The sequence below is a fragment of the Streptomyces sp. NPDC050619 genome (assembly GCF_040654815.1).
In the GTDB taxonomy this organism is placed as follows: domain Bacteria; phylum Actinomycetota; class Actinomycetes; order Streptomycetales; family Streptomycetaceae; genus Streptomyces.
Map to the genome: position 1 here is coordinate 26,538 of NZ_JBFAIR010000060.1, position 18,415 is coordinate 44,952.

Consider the following 18,415-nt stretch of genomic DNA (forward strand, 5'->3'; position numbering starts at 1 on the left):
ACGGGTCTACGGGTCTACGGGTCTACGGGTCTACGGTCTACGGGCGGGCCGGATGGGTCAGATCTCCGCGCGGCCCTGTTTGCGGACCGTCGTCAGGCGCTCGGCCCCGAGGTGTACGGCTCCCTCAGTGATGTCATGTGCCACGTCGCCGAAGCCGCCGTGGGTGAGGACGATCGCGTCGTCGCCGACGCGGACGGCGGCGACGTCCACGGTGAGCACGACGGGCTCACCGTCGGGCGTCTCGCCGTACACGGTGACCCGCAGGGCCTGGCGGGCGTCCCCGACCTCCGGCAGCGGCGCCTCGGTGACCTCGACGCCCTGCTCGGTCCCCCGGACGTTCGTCGCAGTGAACTCCTCGCACTTCCGCGGCAGGGTCTTCAGCCAGGCCAGGGTCCGGTCCACCTCCGCCCGGGGCTGGGTGACGACCTGGTAGCGCAACTGGGCCTCGTTCCAGGTGTCGTCGAGGCCGATCACGGCACGGGCCCGGGGGTCCGTGCCGAAGAGTTCCTCCGCGTAGAGGGAGTCGAGCAGGCGCCGGCAGTCGGGAAGGTTCGTCCTCGCCTTGAGCAGACCGTCGTGCCAGGTCGCGGCGGACTGTGCGGGGGTCCAGGGTTCGCCGAGGTCGGTCACTCTGATGAGGGCGGCCTGCGCCTGGGCCTGGGTGAGGGCGGCGGCCCCGGCCGGGGCCGGAGTCGTCGCGGGCCGGCTGGTCGTGGCGGTGAGGTCGGGTTTCGGGGCGGTGGGCGGGGTGGTGAGGGCGGAGCAGGCGGCGGTGGTGAGGAGGGCGCACAGGGCGAGGGCGGAGGCGGCGAGGGTGCGGGCCGGGGACGGGTTCATCGGGGTGCCTCCTTGGGGACGTCCGGCGCCGGCTTCGGCGTCCAAGATCGAGTACGCCCTCTTACCGCACCACCGGCGGCGCCGGACCACCAGCGAGCCGGGCCGTCCGGGTGAGGAAAACTCCCTCGCCCAGCCGTTCACCCCTTGCTACGGTCCCCCTATGCAGCGCGCCCACGCAGTACGTGACTCACGTCCGTCGCTCACGACGACGCCGGAGAGTGTCCCGGCGCGCTGACAGCTGAGCTGATGCGAAGCCCCGGGGCGAGTGCCCCGGGGCTTTGTCATGGGTGCTCGCCTCTGGAATTCCCTGGAATCTCCTGGAGGAGCAGCCATGTACGACAACAACCACGACAACAACCACGATCACGATGACGACCACGACCACCGCCGACTCGGCCGTGAACTCGACCTGTTCGGCACCGACCCGCTGATGGGCGCGGGCCTGCCGTACTGGCTGCCCGACGGGGCCGTCGTACGCCACGCCCTGGAGGAGTACGTCCGGGAGGCCGAACGCGCCGCCGGCTACCGCCACGTGTACTCGCCCGTCCTCGGCAAGCGGGAGCTGTACGAGATCTCGGGGCACTGGTCCCACTACAGCGACGACATGTTCCCGCCGATGGAGCTGGGCGCGGAGGAGGTCGTACTGCGCCCCAGCCTCTGTCCCCACCACGCGCTCATCTACCGCTCCCGCTCCCACAGCTACCGCGAACTTCCCCTCCGTATGGCCGAGTTGGGCGGCATGTACCGCTCCGAACCGTCCGGGGTGCTGGGCGGCCTGACCAGGGTCCGGGCCATCCATCTCAACGACGCGCACATCTTCTGCACCCTGGAGCAGGCCGTGGAGGAGGCCCGTGCCGCCCTGGAGCTGATCGGCCGCGCGTACGCCGACCTGGGCATCCGCGCCACCCGCCACCGGCTCTCCCTCCCCGGCGAGGACAGCAAGGGCAAGTACGTGGCCGACCCGGAGCTGTGGCGGCGGGCCACCGCACTACTCCGTGAGGTGCTCGACAGCTCCGGCATCGCCTACGAGGCCGCCGAGGGCGAGGCCGCCTTCTACGGCCCCAAGATCGACGTCCAGATCACCGACCCCGCCGGACGCGAATCCACCCTCTCCACCGTCCAGATCGACTTCCACCAGCCCGAACGCTTCGACCTGCACTACATCGGCGCCGACGGCGCGAAACACCGGCCGGTCATGGTGCACCGCAGCATCATCGGCAGCGTGGAACGGGCGGTCGCGCACCTCATCGAACAGCACGGCGGAGCGTTCCCGGTGTGGCTCGCCCCCGTGCAGCTGGTGGTGCTGCCGGTGGCGGACGCACAGGAGGAACAGGCCCACGAGGTCGTACGGCGGGCGCTGGCCCGGGGACTCCGGGCGGAGGTCCACGGCCCCGGCGAGGGCACCCTCGCGGCCCGGATCCGGGCCGCGCGGCTCGTGCCGTACCAGGCGGTGATCGGCGCGCGGGAGGCCGACGGCGACCTGGTGGCCGTACGGCTGCGGGACGGGGGCCGTCCGGGGGCGGTGGCCGTGGAGGAGTTGCTGGCCCGGATCGGCACCCGGGTCGAAACTCGTGGGGCCGAACTGTGGGCGGCTGCGTAAGGTCGCTGTCGTAGCCCGCGGAGAGAGGATTCCCCACCGTGACCGGTCAGCCCATCCCGGTGATCATCGACTGCGACACCGGTGTCGACGACGCCCTGGCCCTGCTGTTCGCCGTACGGCATCCCGGTCTCGACGTGCGCGCGGTGACGTGCGTGGCCGGGAACACCGATGTGGACGGGGTCGTCCGCAACACCCTGACCGTGCTGGAGCATGCCGGGGCCGGTGACATCCCGGTCGCGAGAGGTGCCGAGCGCCCGCTGATCGAGCCGGTCCGCACGGCCCGGCACGTGCACGGGCAGGACGGGATGGGCGACCTCGGGCTGCCCGCGCCGGCCCGCAGGCCGGTCGACGTGGACGCGGTGACCTTGCTGCGGCGGGAGATCCTCGCCTCGCCGAGGCCGGTCACTCTGATCCCCACCGCCCCCCTGACCAACATCGCGCTGCTGTTGCGTACGCACCCGGAGGTCGTACGCAACATCGAGCGGATCGTGTTCATGGGCGGCGCGGTGGCGACCGGGAACGCCACGCCGGTCGCGGAGTTCAACGTGTGGCACGACCCGGAGGCCGCCGCGGTCCTGCTCACCGCGGGGGTACCGATCACGATGTACGGCCTGGACGTCTTCCAGCAGGTCCTGGTCCCGGCCGCGGACGTCCAGCGGCTGCGCGCGAGCCCGGAACCCCGCCTCCGGCTGGCCGGCGAACTGCTCGCCCACCGCGACCCGGCCACCTCCGGCGACCCCACTCCCACGGGCGGCCTCGGCGACGCGGGCGCGGTCTGCGCGGTCGTCGACCCGAAAGGGATCACCACCGAACTCCTGCCGGTCGAGGTGAGCCTGGCCCCGGGCCCCACCCGAGGCCAGACGATCGTCGACCGCCGCCCGCGCCCCGGCGAGGCCGAGATCCACGAGGGGGCACGCGAACAGCGCCTGGTGGATGTGGCGTTGGGCGTGGACGTGGAGCGGTATGTGAAGTTGTGGCTGACGGCGGTGGAGTAGGTACGCGTTTGTCAGGAGTACACCCCTTAGGGGTCCCTTAGGGGTGTACTCCTAAGTCAGATCTGGTTCTCGCCGCCGTCGACGTACAGGTTGGCCCCGAGGATGAAGCTGCTCTGCCCGGAGGCGAGGAACGCCACGACCGCGGCGACCTCCTCAGGGCGCCCGATCCGGCCGAGTGGGACGCCTGCGGCCCACTGTGCCTTGGTGATGGGCGTGTCGCCTGTAGCCGCCACGTCGTCGAGTCCAGGAGTGTCGATGGTGCCCGGGGAGATCGCGTTGACCCGGATGTTCCGGTCCTTGAGCTCGCCTGCCCAGGTCCGGGTGAAGGAGCGGATCGCAGCCTTGGAGGCCGCGTACGCGCCGAACGCCGCGGGACCGTCATCGGCGCGCACCGAGGAGTTCAGGATCACCGATGCGCCGTCGTTGAGCAGCGGCAGCGCCTTCTGCACGGTGAACAGCGTGCCTCGCACGTTGACGCCGAAGATCTGGTCGATGTGCTCCTCGGTGGTCTGCTCCAGCGTCGCGAACGAAGCGCGCGCCGCGTTCGCGAACAGCACGTCCAGGCCCTGGCCCCGGGCGCGGACCGCGTCGTACAGGCGGTCCAGGTCGGCCAGGTTCGAGATGTCACCCGGCACCGCCGTGGCCCTCGCGGAACCGATGGTCTCCACGGCCGCGTCCAGCGCGGTCTTGCGCCGGCCGGTGATGAACACGTGCGCGCCCTCGGCGGCCAGCCGAGCGGCGGTGGCCAGGCCGATCCCGGTGCTGCCGCCGGTGACGACGGCGGTCTTGCCTTCAAGCTGCCCCATGCGTATGACCTCCCCAAAGTTCGGTACCGATCGGTACGGAAAGGGACCGTAGCATCTTACGCACCGATCAGTACAGAAGAGGTAGGGTGGGCCGCATGGAGATCCAGCGGAAGGCGCCGATCGGCCGGCCCAGAGGCTTCGACGCCGACGAGGCCCTCGAACGTGCCATGCGGGTCTTCTGGGAGCAGGGCTACGAAGGCGCCAGCCTCACCGACCTGACCAACGCCATGGGCATCACCCGCACCAGTATGTACGCGGCCTTCGGCAACAAGGACGAGCTGTTCCGCAAGGCCCTGGAGCGCTACACCGAAGGCCCCGCCTCGTACGCGGACCGGGCCCTGCGGGAACCGACGGCCCGGCAGGTGGCCACCGCGTTCCTGGACGGCTCCGTCCGGGCCACCACCCGCCCGGGCCACCCCACCGGGTGCTTCGGCGTCCAGGGCTCCCTCGCCGCCGGCGACCCTGGACGCGACGCCCGCGACGCCCTCATCGCCTGGCGCAACGACGGCACCTCGCGCCTTCGCGACCGATTCCAGCGAGCCGTCGAGGAAGGCGACCTGCCTTCGGACGCCGACCCCGGACTGCTCGCCCGCTACCTCATGGCCGTAGCGAACGGCATCGCCGTCCAAGCCGCCAGCGGAGCCACTCGCGAGGACCTCCAGCAGGTGGCCGACATGGCCCTGCGCAGCTGGCCACCTGCCTGACGGCACTGACGGCACTGACGGCACTGACGACCGAGGCCGTCGGCGAAGGATCTGCGGAGCGGAAGCGGAGACCGCTCCTACCCGCGATGAATGCCACCTTGCCGCCTCACGCCGGTCGGCGTCCGATCGCCAGCAGATGGGAGCTTGCCGCCAGCAACTCCGGGTACGGCTCCGCCATGCGCGCCGCGACCAGCGCCGACTCGAACATCGGGGAGCCGATCTGGGATTCGCCGGTGTGCCGTTCGGTTGCGGCGAGCAGGGACCAGGCCGGGCCCTCGATGCCGTACACCTCGGCCTCGGCGAACCCGACAGCGGCGACTTCGTCGCGCAGCTGCTCGCCGCTGTGGAAGTACGCCGCGGTGAAGGCGTTCTTCCCGTCGTGGATCTGCGTGGCGAGGATGCCGCCGATGCTCTTCTGCATCGGTTCCCTGTACAGGTGCGCGAAGGCGGTGTGCTCGAACAGCGAGGCGTATCGGTTGATGCCGGCCGCCGCCAGGAGGCCGCCCGGCCTGAGCACGCGGCGGGCCTCGGCGAGGGCCTGGTCGCGGTCGGCGCGGTCGAGCAGGTGGTAGAGCGGACCCAGCATCAGCACGATGTCGTAGGAGGCGTCTTCGGCGGTGAGCCGGCGGGCGTCTCCCAGTTCTACGGTGGCTCCGGTCTGCTCCGCCTGCTCTATGTGGCGGGCGATCGGGTCGACGAGGTGCACGGTGTAGCCGTCCTCGACGAGCCACCGGGCGTGAGCGCCGGGGCCACCGCCGACGTCCAGGATCCGCGCGGGTGGCGCAGGGAGGTGGCGACGCAGCAACTCCTGCGTGCGTACCATCTCCAGGCGTCCGTCGGCCGTGGTGCTCAGCCGGTCCGCCTCGTCGACGGTGTCGGTGTAGAACCTCACGATCTCCGGCGCTACCTCAGGGCTCGTCATGCGGGCATTCTGGTGGCTTACCGGTGGACCAGTCCAGTGATCGGAAGCAAACCCATGCCGCTGCTGAAGTACGAGCAGATCGCCGAGGATCTGCGCACCCGGATCACGAACGACGAGTTCGGCCCCGGCGATCTGCTGCCCTCCGGCCGTGACTTGGCCGAGCAGTGGGGTGTGTCGCGAGCCACCGTCGTGAAGGCGTATGACGTATTGCGCAATGACGGCGTGGTCGTGGCTCGGCAGGGTGCCGGGTTCACCGTCGCCGAGACACCCGTCGCCCGGCCCGCCGGTGGACGACGCGCAGGTTCCGCTCGCGTGTCGGGTGGTGCTCCGTACCGGCGCCTCGGCGTTCCGGACCGCACGGTGCCTCCTCCGCGTGTCGTCGACGCCTTGGGGCTGGAGTCAGGCGCGGAGGCGCTCCGGAGGGTCCGGCTCCTCTTGCTCGACGACGGATCGCCGCACTCCTTGGTCACGGCCTGGTTCCCGCCTGCCATCGCGGACGCCGCGCCACGTCTGGCCATGAAGGGGCCGATAGCCGAAGGAACCACGCACTACGTGCGGCGCGAGACGGGCCGCTCTCCGGTGGAAGGCGTGGACATCACAACCGTGCGGCTGGCCACCGATGAGGAGGCCCGGCTGTTGGAGGTGGAACAGCCGACGGCGGTGGCCGTCTTGCTGCACGTCGCGCTCGACCAGGATCAGCAGCCCCTCGTGTGCGAAGAGGGCGTGACGGCGTCGCAGCTGTTCGAGCAGGTCGACAACTACCCGATGGGGTAGGAAAACTGACGCTTCGCTTGACTGGACCGGTCCACCGGTCCAGTCTCTTTTTTGGCACTGCGCAGGCCAGTTGCTGCGGGCTGTCATGCCTGGCAGCAGACAGGACGAACCCCGGCGACCGCTGTCACGGCCCCGGGGCGTGGCCCAACGCTGACAAGGAGCGTCGACAGTGAACATGATTCACGCGTTGCTGCGGTGGATGCTGGGAGTGTTCGCGCCCGGTAGCGGCAGACGGCGGGGCGGGTCCCAACTCACCGGACCAGCACCCGGGCACAGGCCCGAGGCACCCCATGCCGTGACGCCGCGGCTCCCGGTTCCGCGCTCCCCATACGGGCTGGACGTGCCGCTCGACGGTGGTGCTTCCGCGCTTGTCCGGCCGTACGTTCTCTTGGCCGACTTCGGCATCGTGCTTGACCGGCATCTGGTAGGCGCGGAGAGGGCGGCGTGATGGGTACGACCTCGAAGTGGATGCAGGTCGCTGAGGGCGGCATGGTCCTCCTGCCACGGTGCGGGTGCGTCTGCCACGGGCCGGTGGCGGGAGGGCGTGCGCGGTGAACGCCGGAACTTCGCCTGAGCCGGGCATGTCTCGGATGACCATCGAGACCTACCGGCTCACTCCGGACGGGAAACGCGTCGGCGTGACCCGGCGGCATACGATCACGGCCCCTCCGGACCCGGAACGACTCGCGGATGCGCTCGGTTGGCCTCCGTGCCGCTGCCCCCGGTGCCGGAGAGCTGGTGCCGCCCTGGTGATGCCGAGCCGCGTCGTGGCCGACGGAGTCGAAAAATGACCGCGCCCGCCACGGAGACCTCGCCCCTGTCGGCGGAATGCACGCTGGCCCAGCGTCCGGAATACGAGGCGCTGCATGGCGACTGCCGCCAGACCAAGGACATCCCGCTCCCCCGAACCACGGGCATCCTGCTCCAGCCCCGCTGCGGCTGCCCCTGCCACCCCTACTACAGCAGGCGCATCACACCCAAGGAGGGACACGCATGACAATTGCTCCCGAGGCACCCGCAACACCCGCACCCCTGACGTTCCTTGAGCTGGAGATCACCGGCCGGTGCCAGCTGTCGTGCTCGTCGCACTGCTACGCGGAAGCGGGACCAACGAAGGGCCACGGCACGATGACCGGCACCGACCTGGCGACGTGTCATCGACGAGGCCGCCGCGATGCGCGTGGAAACCGTGCAACCGTGGCTGGCTGCCCCGCGGCCCGGCGGACGGCTCGTGACCACCCTCGCCGGAACCGGGCTGATCGTCACTGCGGACAAGACCGAGGACGGCGGGGCCGTGGGGCGCGTCGAGCCCGACGCGGCCGGCTTCATGCGCACCCGCCACGGTGACGACTACGAGCGGCCGACTGATGGGCTGTGGGAGAAGGTGAAGCGGGCCGACGGTGAGCAGGTGAGCATCAGCCGGTATCCGCTGCTGTACGTGCCGGACTCGTGGGAGGTCATGTCGATGCTCGAACTCCTCGTGCCCGGCATCGACCACCGGACCGCAGTCGAAGGCGACGAACGAAGCGTGTGGATGCTGCACCCTGACGGCTCCTGGGCCCGCGCCACCGCGGCCGGGTTCCTCGACTCGCCGACGGTGCACCAGGGCGGCCCCCGCCGCCTGTGGGACGAGTTGGAGCGGATCCGTCACCGGCTCAACCGCGAGGGCGGATTGCCGGTGTACGGGGCGCGGGTCCGGATCACGCCGGACGGCACCCTCGCCCTCTCGCGGGGAGGGTGGTCGGTGACCGTGGCCTGACAGCCGAGACTCCCGAGGCCCTGCAGGGCCTCGGACGACCGTCGGACGGACGGGCTGAACTCGTCCGTCCGGCGGTCGGGTCGTCAGTCGGCGGTGCTTACGAGCGGGTCGCCCGGCGTCGCCGCGTGGCGATCACCATTCCCGCGCCGCCCGCCAGCAGCACTGCCGCGCCGATCGCGATCGGGCCGGTCGCGCTGCTGCCGCCGGTTTCCGCGAGGTCGTCGCCGCCGCCGTTCGGGGTGGTGGCCGGGGCGGTGGTGGACTCGGAGGCGGAGGGCGATGGGGTCGGGGAGTCGGTTGCGGGGGTCTCCGTCGCCGGAGGCGTGGTCTCCGGCGACGTCGGCGTCGCGGGCTCGGTGGACTCCGGGGTCGACGGGGTCGGGGTCGGGGTCGGCGTGGTCGGCGGCTCGGACGGGGCCGTCGTGCAGTCCTTCGTGCCGCCGTTCCAGGCCGCGATCAGCTTGTCCTTGATGACCGGGCGGTCCGGGCCCTTGGGCAGGTCGCCGTGCTCGAAGCCGTCACCCACGTCGGGGTCTTCGCCGTCGTACTTGACCGCGCCCCGGTAGAGGTCGATCTGCGCGAAGCAGCCGGCGTCCGGCACCGCGATGTCGAGGGAGTCGGTCTGCCCGGGCTTGACGGTCACCGTGTCGAAGTCGACGAAGACCTGCTCGCCGGAGGTGGCGAAGGTGGCGCCGTGGGCGAGGTAGGAGGCCAGGGAGGCGGTGCAGGTGGTGGCGTCGCCGGCGGTGCGGACCTTGACGTGGACCTTGCCGTCGTCGGTGGGCTTGAGGTTCTGGTCGTCGACCTTGACCGAGTCGTAGAAGCTCGTGCCGTCCAGGGAGAACTGGCAGCGGTCGGTTCCGGTCTCCGTGCCCGCGCCCGTGCCGGGCTGGTAGGCGCCGCCGGACTTCCATCCGTCACCGCCGGGCGTACCGGTGGCCCAGGCACCGGAGGCGGCGGCGACGGAGGCGGAACAAAGGACGAGCGCCGCGGCGCCCGTCCCCAGCAGGCGGCGCGCGGTGACACGTCTGACTATGGACATGCGGATCCCATCGGATGGTTTGTGAGGGGTGGTCACTGGACTCATTGGTCACATGCGCCACAGTGTCTGCACATCGTGGATCTCCGTGCGAGGGCTGTCAACCTGCGGATATACAGGGAGAGTTGCAAGGGCCATCACGATTCCGTCACACAGGGAATGAAGTCCTCCGGACGGCGTTCGAGTTCGCTTCTCCGGCTATGTGGACAAGTACCTGAGTGCCGTTCGACCACTGCCCCGAGGGAGACCGCGTGACCGAGCCCGTTCGTGAACGTCTCGACCTGTCCTCGAAGGATCCGAACTGGTGGCGGCAGGCCGTCGTCTACCAGGTCTACCCCCGCAGCTTCGCCGACGCCGACGGCGACGGGCTCGGGGACCTGCGCGGGATCACCCGGCGCCTCAACCACCTCGCCGCTCTCGGCGTCGACGCCCTGTGGCTCAGCCCCTTCTACCCCTCCGAACTCGCCGACGGCGGCTACGACGTCGCCGACTACCGGGACGTGGACCCGCGCCTGGGGACTCTCGACGACTTCGACGCCCTCGCCGCCGAGGCGCACCGCCTCGGCCTGAAGGTGATCGTCGACCTCGTCCCCAACCACACCTCCCACCAGCACGTGTGGTTCCGGGAAGCGCTCGCCGCCGGGCCCGGCTCCCCCGCCCGCGACCGCTACGTCTTCCGCGAGGGCCGCGGCCCGCACGGCGAACTCCCGCCCACCGACTGGCAGTCCGTCTTCGGCGGCAGCGCCTGGCAGCGGGTGCCGGACGGGCAGTGGTACCTGCACCTGTTCGCCCCTCAGCAGCCCGACCTGAACTGGGCGAACGAACAGGTCCGCGCCGACTTCCGCAGCACCCTGCGTTTCTGGTCCGACCGTGGGGTCGACGGCTTCCGCGTCGACGTGGCCCACGCCCTCGCCAAGGACCTGACCGAGCCGCTGCGCGACCTCGGCGCCCCGGAGCTCAGCGGCGAGGAGGCGCTCGGGGAGTTCCCGCCCGGCACCCACCCCTTCTACGACCGCGACGAGGTCCACGAGATCTACCGCGACTGGCGCAAGGTCCTCGACGCCTACCGCCCGCCCCGCATGGCTGTCGCCGAGGCCTGGGTACCGGGCGCCCGACGCGCGCTGTACGCCCGCCCGGACGAACTCGGCCAGGCCTTCAACTTCGAGTATCTGCAAGCGGGTTGGGACGCTCAGGAGCTGCGGCAGGTCATCGCCGGCTCGCTGGCGGACGCGCGGGCGGCGGGGGCGTCGGCCACCTGGGTCCTGTCCAACCATGACGTGATCAGGCACGCCTCCCGGCTGATGCTCCCGCCGGGGACCGACGAGAACGCCTGGCTCCTGACCGGCGGTCACGCGCCGCGGGTGGACGAGGCGGCGGGCCTGCGCCGGGCCCGGGCGGCCACTTTGCTGATGCTGGCGCTGCCCGGATCGTCGTACGTCTACCAGGGCGAGGAACTCGGCCTGCCCGAGGTCGCCGACCTGCCTGTCGAGGTGCTCCAGGACCCGATCTGGGAACAGACGGGACGCGTCCGCAAGGGCCGCGACGGATGCCGGGTGCCGCTGCCGTGGACGACGACGGGACCGTCGTACGGCTTCGGGACGGGCGGGGCCTGGCTGCCGCAGCCGGAGTGGTTCGCGCAGTACGCCGTCCAGGCCCAGGACGAGGTCGAGGGCTCGACCCTGGAGTTCTACCGCACTGCCCTGCGGCTGCGCCGCAAGCTCCAGGAGGGGGAGTCACTGGTCTGGGCGGACGACAGCCCGGCGGGGGTGCTGGACTTCGCCCGCACTGAGGGGTGGCGGTGTGTCACCAACCTCTCGGACACGGCCGTTGACCTGCCGCCGGGGGAAGTGCTGCTGAGCAGTGGGCCGTTGGAGGACGGACGGCTGGGCCCGGACACCACTGTCTGGATCGCATAGATGTGTCGGAGTCTGGATGGCGCGAGCCGTCGTCAAGCGACGATCGCCATCTCGTGCGGTGTCGTGTTCAGGCGCCGCCCGCCCTCCTCCGTGCACGTCACGATGTCCTCGATCCGGACGCCGAAGCGGTCCGGGAGGTAGACGCCGGGCTCGATGGAGAAGCACATGCCGGGCGCCAGGGGCCGCTGTTCGCCCGCCACCAGGTACGGCGGCTCGTGCGTGGTGACGCCGATGCCGTGGCCGGTGCGGTGCGCGAAGTACTCGCCGTAGCCCGCGTCCTCGATCACCGCGCGGGCCACCCGGTCGATCTCCTGGCAGGGCACGTCGGGATGGACGGCCTCGAAGGCCGCCTGCTGGGCGGCGCGGACGATCTCGTGGACCTGGCGCTCCTCGTCGGTCGGTTCGCCCACGTGGACCGTGCGGGTGGTGTCGGAGCCGTAGCCGTCCTTGAGGCCGCCGAAGTCCAGGACGACCATGTCGCCCACGGTGATGATCCGGTCGCCCGCCTCGTGGTGCGGGTTCGCGCCGTTCGGGCCGGAGCCCACGACCGTGAAGTCGACCTGGCTGTGGCCGTGCGCGAGCAACGACCGTGCCAGGTCGGCGGCCACGTCCCGCTCCCGGCGGCCGGCGAACCGTATGGAGAGGATCTCCTGGTACGCCGCGTCCGCCGCTGCCCCGGCCGCCGCGAGCCGTGCCACCTCGTGCGCGTCCTTGACCGCCCGCAGCATCGGCAGCGCGGTGGTCAGCGGCCGGTACGTGGTCAGCGGCAGCGCCTCCTGAAGGCCCAGCAGGTGCAGCGCCCAGGTCGCGTCGGAGACGCCGTAGTGGCCGTGGGGGCGGAGCAGGCCGGCCGCGGCGGCGTACGGGTCCTGGCCGTCCTGCCACGCGGACATCCGCAGGGCGCCCGCGCCCGGTGCCGCCTCCGCGTCCGGGAGTTCCAGCGCCGGGACCAGCAGGCGGGGCTCGGAGTCGGCGGTCAGGACGAGGAGGGTGAGGCGTTCGGTGCCGGCGGTGGGGCGGTAGCCGCACAGCCAGATCAGGTCGGGTCCGGGGGTGACCAGCAGCCCGGCGAGTCCCGCGGCGGCCGCCTCCCGGGCGGCGCGGTACATACGGGCCGCGTAGTCCTGCTCGGTGAAGGCCACCGGTGTCTCACTCATCGCCCTGCCTCGTCGTCGTCGCCGGGTGGTCCGCTGATCCGCTGACCTGTCCATTGGACGGGCGCGGGGGGTGCGGCGCTCGGACGGATACGGCCATTCGGGTGACGGCGTCCTGTGTCCGGATGTCGCCACCGCGCCCGGTCTCACCCGGACGGCCCCGCCCCGTGGCGGCGGTCCCCACCCCGCCCGATGGTCGAAGCAGACGAAAGAAGATGAAAGAAGACGAAAGCAGACGAAGCACCTGACGTCGGCGGACGGCGTACCGCGTCGCCCGCCCCGGAAGAAACGGGGTCCCGCCATGGCTCAGCAGCCGCATGCGACACCGCCGCCGAGCGGCGGAGGACAGCAGTCGGTGGGCGGTGAGCAGCAGGTGCCGGTCCGGGACGACACCTTCCGGCCGACCGGTCCGGCGTCCGGCATGGGCGGCGACTACGGCCACGCCCCGATGCCCCCTGAGACCGCCTGGGCCACGGGCGGGGTCGTCTTCGCCGGCGTACTGATGCTCGTGAACGGCGTCCTGGCGATCTTCCAGGGCATCTCCGCCCTCGCGGAGGACGACGTCTACGACAACATCGGCGACTACGTCTACAAGATCAACCTCACCGGCTGGGGCGTCATCCTGCTCGTCCTGGGTGCCGTGGCCGTCATCACCGGCGGGGGCATCCTGGGGGGCGCCGCCTGGGCCCGGATGACCGGCATCTTCCTGGCGTCGCTGAGCATGGTCGCCCAGTTCCTGTTCCTGCCGTACTTGCCGATCTGGTCGCTCATCATGATCGGGATCGACTTCTTCGTGATCTGGTCCCTCGCGGTGTACCGGCCTAACGCTTCAGCGCGCGGTACCGCTTCAGCAGGGCGCTGATCCTCGCCGGGTCCGCTCCGCCGTTCAGCTCGGTCAGCAGGTCGTCGGGACACAGCTCGTACAGGTCGCCCCACCAGCGGCGTCCTGTGTTGTCCCAGATGCGGTAGCCGCCGGGCACGCCTCTGGCCACGTAGCGTCGTCTGCTCATCCCCCCAGCGTGGCAGCGGGCCGGGACGCCGTCATGCGAGTTTCCCCGCCCCGCCCCGCCCCGCACCGGATCGCAACGCACCGCACTGGACCGCAACGCACCGCACCGCACCGCCGGCCCGCGGCCCTTGGACCTCGCCCGCTGCCACGAGGACCCCGTTGATCACACGTGTCCGAGACCGCCGCTGCCGAAGCCGCCGCTGGAGCCGGGCAGCCAGCGCTTCCGGCGCTGGTCCTTTCCGCGTCTGGTCCCGGAGGAGTGGAGCTGATACGGCATGAGCCGTTCCCGCTTGTCCTCGGGCATCGGGACTTCGTCCGGCTCACGCACCTCACGCATTTCGCGGACCGGGCCGGTATCGGGAAGACGCGGCTGCTCCTCGGGGCGAGGATGCGGCAGCTCCCGGTCCTGAACCCTCATGCCCAATCGCACGGCCCAGATCAAGGCGCCGGCGATGAAAAGGCCTCCACCAAAGGCGGCGAGCACGTTGAGCACGTCGCTCGACGCGGCCGCTAGTTCAAGCATCGCCGTACTCATGTTCCGATTATCGCCCATATGGGCGTTCGGTGTGTGGACTGGGTCACAGAATCACGGCTTGTTCGGTGTCGGCTTGTTCGGTGCCGGCTTGTTCCGTGCCGGCTTGTTCGGTGTCAGCGCCGCGAACGCCTCGTCCAGCAGGGCGACCAGGTCCAGGCGGCCCTCGGAGGCGGTCCAGTGGTCGAGGGCGACGTTCAGGCAGTCCAGGGCGGCGGCGGCCCGGACCGTGTGCCCCAGCGTCCCGGACCCGGGAGTAGCAGCGCGCTCGGCGAGTGCCTCGGCCAGGGCGGGGCGCCAGCTGTGCTGCTTCTCCAGGTGCCGGGCGGACAGTGCGGGGGTCTCGCGGACGAGCCGGGTCGTGGCCAGGGCGCCGGCCGGGTCCTCGTGGTAGCGCTGGATGACCGTGTCCATGGCCCGGCGCAGGGCCGTCCAGTCGTCCTCGTCGGCCGGGCGGGCGCGCAGCGCGTCGGCGACCCGGCGGTCGTGGCCGTCGAAGGCGGCGAGGACGGCGTCCTCCTTGGTGCCGAAGTAGCGCAGGAAGGTACTGCGGGACACCCCGGCGGCCGCCGCCAGGTCGTCCAGGGTGACCTTGTCGAACCCCTCGCGGCGGAACAACTCGAAGGCCACCCGGGCCAGTTCGGCCCGTACGGCGGCCCGGGCGATGCTCCTCGTGCGGGTGCGCGGGTACGTGCCCGCTGCCGCTCCGCGTGCTGCTGCTCCGGTCACGTCGCGATCGTAACGCTCTCCTCGGCCCTCCCTTGCGGCGATCGGCACTCAGTCGCTAGCGTGACACTCAGTTTCATATACGGATCTGAGTTGGCGAGAGGCACGCTCCCCATGACCGCTGTGCACGGATCGACCGTCGACATCCCCACCCCGGACGGCACCGCCGACGCCTACTTGGCCCACCCCGACGACGGCGCCCCGCATCCCGCCGTCCTCTTCTACATGGACGCCTTCGGACTGCGCCCGCACCTGAAGTCCATGGCGGACCGGCTGGCGTCGGCCGGCTACACGGTCCTGGTGTCCAACGTCTTCTACCGGCACGGCCGGGCGCCCGTGGTGGAGCTGCCCGAGTTCATCGACCCGGCCGAGCGGCCGGAGATCATCCAGAGCCTGGGCCCGGCCGCGCGGACCCTCACCCCCGTGGGCGCCATGCGGGACGCGGCCGGCTATCTCGACTGGCTGGCCGCCGCTCCGCTGACGACCGATGGCCCGGCAGGCGTCACCGGCTACTGCATGGGCGCGGGCCTCGCCCTGCGCACCGCCGGCACCCACCCCGACCGGGTCGCCGCCGCGGCCGGCTTCCACGGCGCCTACCTCGCGACCGAGGCACCGGACAGCCCGCACCTGCTGGCCGACCGCATCACCGCCGAGCTGTACTTCGGCCACGCCGACCAGGACTCCACCAACCCCGCCGAACACATCGACCGGCTCGACAAGGCCCTCACCGCGGCGGGCGTCCGCCACCGCACCGAGGTGTACGCGGGCGCCCACCACGGCTTCACCCAGGCGGACACCGCGATGTACGGCGCGGAGGCGACGGAACGCCACTGGGAGGCTCTGCTCGATCTGCTGAACAGGGCGCTGTAAGCGCTGCGAGGATGCCGGGGTGAACGATCAGACAGCGCGGGCCGCCGCCCGCCCCTCCGCACCGCCCCCGTCCGACCCCTCCGCACTGCGTCCGGTCGTGGACGCGGCCCGCTGTGCCATCGCCGGCCTCGTCCTCGCCGCCCTCGCCTGGACGGCCCGGGCGGTGTGGGAGATCCGGCTCGCCGCGGCCGGGCAGCCCGCGTCCGGACCGCCGGACCAGGGCGACGGCAGGCATCGTCAGCTGACCGCGCTGGAGGACGGCTACAACCTCGTCAGCTCCATGAGCGGGGCGGCCGCCGCGCTCTGCGCGATCATGTTCCTGCTGTGGCTGTCGCGCGTCCGGGAGAACGCCCGGGCCCTCTCGGGCGAACGGCCCCGCTACGCATGGATCTGGCTCTACGCGGGCTGGGTCCTGCCCATCGCCAACCTCTGGATACCGCGGGGCATCATCGCCGACATCCACCGGGCGAGCGCCCCGGGCCGGCGCCTGCCGCGCTCCGTGAACTGGTGGTGGGGCCTGTGGCTGGTCGGCATGCTGTCCGGCGTGGGCCTCATGTCCACCGACTCCAGGGACGAGATCATCGCCCGCGCCTACACGGACGTACCAGCGCTGCTCGCGTCCGACGCGGTGGTGGTGGGCGCGGCGGTGGCGGGCGTGCTCGTGGTCCGCGCGGTCACGGCGGCGCAGCGGGAGCGGATGGACGGGGTGTGAGCCATGGACAGGTGAACGGCAGGGCTTCCTCGGTCGCCCCTGGCCGGCGGGGCCGAGCTTTGCCTTTGCCAAGACTTTGGGGCGGTCGGCCCCGGATCAGCTTGCCTGTAGCAACCAACGGAAATCATCCTTGCCTAAGCAAAAGATAAAGGCCGCTGGAAGCGAAGGAAGTTCATGGCAACGTCCATACCGGCGGGCGCGCGGGCCCACGTCGACCATGCCGACCCCGGAGGGCACCCCTCCGACGGCGCCCCGATGAGCCACCGCCAGATCATGGAAGCGCTGACCGGCCTGCTGCTGGGCATGTTCGTCGCCATCCTGTCGTCGACGATCGTCTCCAACGCCCTGCCCCGGATCATCGGCGACCTCGGCGGCGGCCAGTCCGCCTACACCTGGGTCGTGACGGCGTCGCTGCTCACGATGACCGCCTCCGTCCCGCTGTGGGGCAAACTGGCGGACCTCTTCTCCAAGAAACTGCTGGTACAGCTCGCGCTGGTCCTCTTCGTGGGTGCCTCGGCGGTGGCGGGCATGTCCCAGAACCCCGGGATGCTCATCGCCTGCCGCGCGGTCCAGGGCATCGGCATGGGCGGCCTGACCTCGCTCGCCCAGATCATCCTCGCGGCGATGGTCCCGCCCCGCGAACGCGGCCGCTACAGCGGCTACCTCGGCGCCACCTTCGCCACCGCGATGGTCGCCGGACCGCTGATCGGCGGTGTCATCACCGACACCAGCTGGCTCGGCTGGCGCTGGATCTTCTACATAGGCGTGCCGTTCGCCGTCGTCGCCCTGATCGTGCTCCAGCGCACCCTGCGCCTGCCCGTCATCCGGCGCGAGGCGAAGGTCGACTGGGCCGGCGCCTTCTTCATCACCGCCGGAGTCTGTCTGCTCCTGCTCTGGGTGACCTTCGCGGGCGACAAGTACGACTGGCTGTCCTGGCAGACGTACGCGATGACCGGCGGCACGGCCGTCCTCCTCGTGGCCTTCCTCGTCACGGAGACCAGGGCGCGCGAACCGATCATCCCGCTGCGCCTGTTCCGCAACCGCACCATCGCCCTGACGTCCCTGGCCTCGCTCTTCGTCGGCGTCGCGATGTACGTCGCCATCATCTACTTCAGCCAGTACTTCCAGCTGGCCCGGGACAAGTCGCCGACCATGTCCGGCGTCATGACCCTCCCGATGATCCTCGGCCTGGCCGGCGCCTCCACGTTCTCCGGCCGGATCATCACCCGAACCGGCCGCTGGAAGGGCTGGCTGCTGGCCGGCGGCGCCCTGGTGACGGCGGGCCTCGGCCTGCTGGGCACCATCCGCTACGACACCGTGTACTGGCACGTCGGGATCTTCATGGCGCTGCTGGGCCTCGGCGTCGGCATGATGATGCAGAACCTGGTCCTGGCGACCCAGAACCAGGTGGAGGCCGCCGACCTGGGCGCCGCCAGCTCCACGGTCGCCTTCTCCCGCTCCCTGGGTGGCACCCTCGGCACCTCGGCACTGGGCGCGGTCCTCGCCCACCGCATCACCCACTACCTCAACGAGGGCCTGGCGGGCATCGACCCGAAGTACTCCGCCGCGCTCTCGGGGGGCTCCGGCGCCTCCGACAGCATCCCCGACGTCGACAGCCTCCCCGGCCCGCTGCGCACCGTCGTGGAGACCGCGTACGGCCACGGCATCGCCGACATCTTCCTGTTCGCGGCGCCCTTCGCGCTGATCTCGCTGGTCTTCTGCCTGTTCATCAAGGAGGTTCCGTTGCGGACGAAGGGGGGTGCGGGGGCGGCGACTGCGCCTGCGGCTGCGGCTGAGGTCACGAGCGCGCCTGCTCCGGCTCTGGCTCCGGCCCCCGTTCCCGTTCCCGTTCCCGTTCCGGAGGGGGCGTCCGGTGGTTCGGGTGGGGTCTCGGTGCGTGGGTTTGTGCGGGGTGCGGAGAGTGTGCCGGTGCCGCGGGCCGCGGTGACGTTGATCTCGCTGGGCGGGCGGCAGTTGGGCCGGTCGGTCGCGCAGGCGGACGGCTCGTATGCCGTGGATGCGCCGGGTGCGGGGTCGTATGTGCTGATCGCGTCCGCGGA

The 18,415-nt window shown here is 71.2% G+C and carries 19 protein-coding genes and 1 pseudogene; 12 read left to right on the forward strand and 8 right to left on the reverse strand.

Annotated elements, in window-relative coordinates; genetic code table 11:
- Positions 1-57: 57 nt before the first annotated feature.
- Positions 58-837 (reverse strand): hypothetical protein, encoded by a 780-nt coding sequence (locus AB0I77_RS49890; protein ID WP_363289639.1) that lies wholly within the window; start codon positions 835-837, stop codon positions 58-60.
- A 331-nt stretch (positions 838-1,168) separates the two neighbouring features.
- On the opposite strand from AB0I77_RS49890, the gene thrS reads away from it, so the two are divergent.
- The gene (gene thrS, locus AB0I77_RS49895; RefSeq protein ID WP_363289640.1) at positions 1,169-2,437 is read left to right on the forward strand and encodes a threonine--tRNA ligase; all 1,269 of its coding nucleotides are present in this window, start codon (positions 1,169-1,171) and stop codon (positions 2,435-2,437) included.
- Between the two features lie 38 nt (positions 2,438-2,475).
- On the forward strand, positions 2,476-3,432 hold the full coding sequence (locus tag AB0I77_RS49900; protein WP_363289641.1) for a nucleoside hydrolase: 957 nt from the start codon (positions 2,476-2,478) through the stop codon (positions 3,430-3,432).
- Positions 3,433-3,488: 56 nt separating this feature from the next.
- Here the strand turns inward: AB0I77_RS49900 and AB0I77_RS49905 are convergent, their stop codons facing one another.
- A complete protein-coding gene (locus AB0I77_RS49905) occupies positions 3,489-4,238 on the reverse strand; it encodes an SDR family oxidoreductase (protein ID WP_363289642.1) in 750 nt (249 codons plus the stop codon).
- 95 nt (positions 4,239-4,333) lie between these two features.
- On the opposite strand from AB0I77_RS49905, the gene AB0I77_RS49910 reads away from it, so the two are divergent.
- Positions 4,334-4,942, forward strand: a complete 609-nt coding sequence (locus AB0I77_RS49910; RefSeq protein WP_363289643.1) for a TetR/AcrR family transcriptional regulator — start codon at positions 4,334-4,336, stop codon at positions 4,940-4,942.
- Positions 4,943-5,048: 106 nt separating this feature from the next.
- On the opposite strand, the gene AB0I77_RS49915 is transcribed toward AB0I77_RS49910, so the two are convergent.
- Positions 5,049-5,864 (reverse strand): methyltransferase domain-containing protein, encoded by an 816-nt coding sequence (locus AB0I77_RS49915; protein ID WP_363289644.1) that lies wholly within the window; start codon positions 5,862-5,864, stop codon positions 5,049-5,051.
- A gap of 54 nt (positions 5,865-5,918) precedes the next feature.
- Here AB0I77_RS49915 and AB0I77_RS49920 point away from each other — a divergent pair, with 54 nt between their 5' ends.
- The 4 genes and pseudogenes from AB0I77_RS49920 to AB0I77_RS49935 all read left to right on the forward strand — a co-directional run bounded on the left by AB0I77_RS49920 (position 5,919) and on the right by AB0I77_RS49935 (position 8,397).
- Entirely contained in the window at positions 5,919-6,638 is a 720-nt protein-coding gene (locus AB0I77_RS49920; protein WP_363289646.1) for a GntR family transcriptional regulator, read from the forward strand.
- Positions 6,639-7,425: 787 nt separating this feature from the next.
- Positions 7,426-7,635, forward strand: coding sequence for a hypothetical protein (locus AB0I77_RS49925; protein ID WP_363289648.1), 210 nt, complete (start codon positions 7,426-7,428; stop codon positions 7,633-7,635).
- Positions 7,632-7,833, forward strand: a pseudogene (locus AB0I77_RS49930) (radical SAM protein); the annotation flags it as partial. The gene AB0I77_RS49925 and the pseudogene AB0I77_RS49930, both read left to right, overlap by 4 nt.
- Before the next feature lie 36 nt (positions 7,834-7,869).
- On the forward strand, positions 7,870-8,397 hold the full coding sequence (locus AB0I77_RS49935; protein ID WP_363289663.1) for a hypothetical protein: 528 nt from the start codon (positions 7,870-7,872) through the stop codon (positions 8,395-8,397).
- A gap of 97 nt (positions 8,398-8,494) precedes the next feature.
- Here the strand turns inward: AB0I77_RS49935 and AB0I77_RS49940 are convergent, their stop codons facing one another.
- Positions 8,495-9,439 carry an LAETG motif-containing sortase-dependent surface protein gene (locus AB0I77_RS49940; RefSeq protein ID WP_363289649.1) on the reverse strand — a complete coding sequence of 315 codons (945 nt, stop codon included), beginning with the start codon at positions 9,437-9,439 and terminating at the stop codon, positions 8,495-8,497.
- Between the two features lie 248 nt (positions 9,440-9,687).
- Here AB0I77_RS49940 and AB0I77_RS49945 point away from each other — a divergent pair, with 248 nt between their 5' ends.
- The gene (locus tag AB0I77_RS49945; protein ID WP_363289650.1) at positions 9,688-11,352 is read left to right on the forward strand and encodes a glycoside hydrolase family 13 protein; all 1,665 of its coding nucleotides are present in this window, start codon (positions 9,688-9,690) and stop codon (positions 11,350-11,352) included.
- Positions 11,353-11,384: 32 nt separating this feature from the next.
- Here AB0I77_RS49945 and AB0I77_RS49950 read toward each other — a convergent pair whose 3' ends face one another.
- Positions 11,385-12,509 (reverse strand): aminopeptidase P family protein, encoded by a 1,125-nt coding sequence (locus tag AB0I77_RS49950; RefSeq protein ID WP_363289651.1) that lies wholly within the window; start codon positions 12,507-12,509, stop codon positions 11,385-11,387.
- 298 nt (positions 12,510-12,807) lie between these two features.
- Here AB0I77_RS49950 and AB0I77_RS49955 point away from each other — a divergent pair, with 298 nt between their 5' ends.
- Positions 12,808-13,368, forward strand: a complete 561-nt coding sequence (locus AB0I77_RS49955; RefSeq protein ID WP_363289652.1) for a hypothetical protein — start codon at positions 12,808-12,810, stop codon at positions 13,366-13,368.
- On the opposite strand, the gene AB0I77_RS49960 is transcribed toward AB0I77_RS49955, so the two are convergent.
- The 3 genes from AB0I77_RS49960 to AB0I77_RS49970 form a co-directional block, all read right to left on the reverse strand.
- Positions 13,328-13,516: a hypothetical protein gene (locus AB0I77_RS49960; protein WP_363289653.1), complete on the reverse strand. Its 189-nt coding sequence runs from the start codon at positions 13,514-13,516 to the stop codon at positions 13,328-13,330. The two genes, AB0I77_RS49955 and AB0I77_RS49960, sit on opposite strands and share 41 nt — an antisense overlap.
- A 162-nt stretch (positions 13,517-13,678) precedes the next feature.
- Complete coding sequence (locus AB0I77_RS49965) at positions 13,679-14,050, reverse strand: DUF6479 family protein (RefSeq protein WP_363289654.1); 372 nt, start codon at positions 14,048-14,050, stop codon at positions 13,679-13,681.
- A 51-nt stretch (positions 14,051-14,101) separates the two neighbouring features.
- Positions 14,102-14,776, reverse strand: a complete 675-nt coding sequence (locus AB0I77_RS49970) for a TetR family transcriptional regulator (RefSeq protein WP_363289655.1) — start codon at positions 14,774-14,776, stop codon at positions 14,102-14,104.
- Between the two features lie 111 nt (positions 14,777-14,887).
- On the opposite strand from AB0I77_RS49970, the gene AB0I77_RS49975 reads away from it, so the two are divergent.
- The 3 genes from AB0I77_RS49975 to AB0I77_RS49985 form a co-directional block, all read left to right on the forward strand.
- Positions 14,888-15,643 (forward strand): dienelactone hydrolase family protein, encoded by a 756-nt coding sequence (locus AB0I77_RS49975; RefSeq protein WP_363289656.1) that lies wholly within the window; start codon positions 14,888-14,890, stop codon positions 15,641-15,643.
- An 85-nt stretch (positions 15,644-15,728) separates the two neighbouring features.
- Positions 15,729-16,355, forward strand: a complete 627-nt coding sequence (locus AB0I77_RS49980) for a DUF4328 domain-containing protein (protein WP_363289662.1) — start codon at positions 15,729-15,731, stop codon at positions 16,353-16,355.
- A 174-nt stretch (positions 16,356-16,529) separates the two neighbouring features.
- Positions 16,530-18,415, forward strand: a 1,886-nt coding sequence (locus AB0I77_RS49985) for an MFS transporter (protein ID WP_363289657.1), incomplete at its 3' end; no start/stop codon positions are given.

Bases quoted from the DNA above. Each gene is read 5' to 3' on its own strand.
- AB0I77_RS49890 (WP_363289639.1), bottom strand. From the start codon at position 837: ATGAACCCGTCCCCGGCCCGCACCCTCGCCGCCTCCGCCCTCGCCCTG.
- thrS (WP_363289640.1), top strand. From the start codon at position 1,169: ATGTACGACAACAACCACGACAACAACCACGATCACGATGACGACCAC.
- AB0I77_RS49905 (WP_363289642.1), bottom strand. From the start codon at position 4,238: ATGGGGCAGCTTGAAGGCAAGACCGCCGTCGTCACCGGCGGCAGCACC.
- AB0I77_RS49910 (WP_363289643.1), top strand. From the start codon at position 4,334: ATGGAGATCCAGCGGAAGGCGCCGATCGGCCGGCCCAGAGGCTTCGAC.
- AB0I77_RS49915 (WP_363289644.1), bottom strand. From the start codon at position 5,864: ATGACGAGCCCTGAGGTAGCGCCGGAGATCGTGAGGTTCTACACCGAC.
- AB0I77_RS49920 (WP_363289646.1), top strand. From the start codon at position 5,919: ATGCCGCTGCTGAAGTACGAGCAGATCGCCGAGGATCTGCGCACCCGG.
- AB0I77_RS49925 (WP_363289648.1), top strand. From the start codon at position 7,426: ATGACCGCGCCCGCCACGGAGACCTCGCCCCTGTCGGCGGAATGCACG.
- AB0I77_RS49940 (WP_363289649.1), bottom strand. From the start codon at position 9,439: ATGTCCATAGTCAGACGTGTCACCGCGCGCCGCCTGCTGGGGACGGGC.
- AB0I77_RS49950 (WP_363289651.1), bottom strand. From the start codon at position 12,509: ATGAGTGAGACACCGGTGGCCTTCACCGAGCAGGACTACGCGGCCCGT.
- AB0I77_RS49955 (WP_363289652.1), top strand. From the start codon at position 12,808: ATGGCTCAGCAGCCGCATGCGACACCGCCGCCGAGCGGCGGAGGACAG.
- AB0I77_RS49960 (WP_363289653.1), bottom strand. From the start codon at position 13,516: ATGAGCAGACGACGCTACGTGGCCAGAGGCGTGCCCGGCGGCTACCGC.
- AB0I77_RS49965 (WP_363289654.1), bottom strand. From the start codon at position 14,050: ATGAGTACGGCGATGCTTGAACTAGCGGCCGCGTCGAGCGACGTGCTC.
- AB0I77_RS49975 (WP_363289656.1), top strand. From the start codon at position 14,888: ATGACCGCTGTGCACGGATCGACCGTCGACATCCCCACCCCGGACGGC.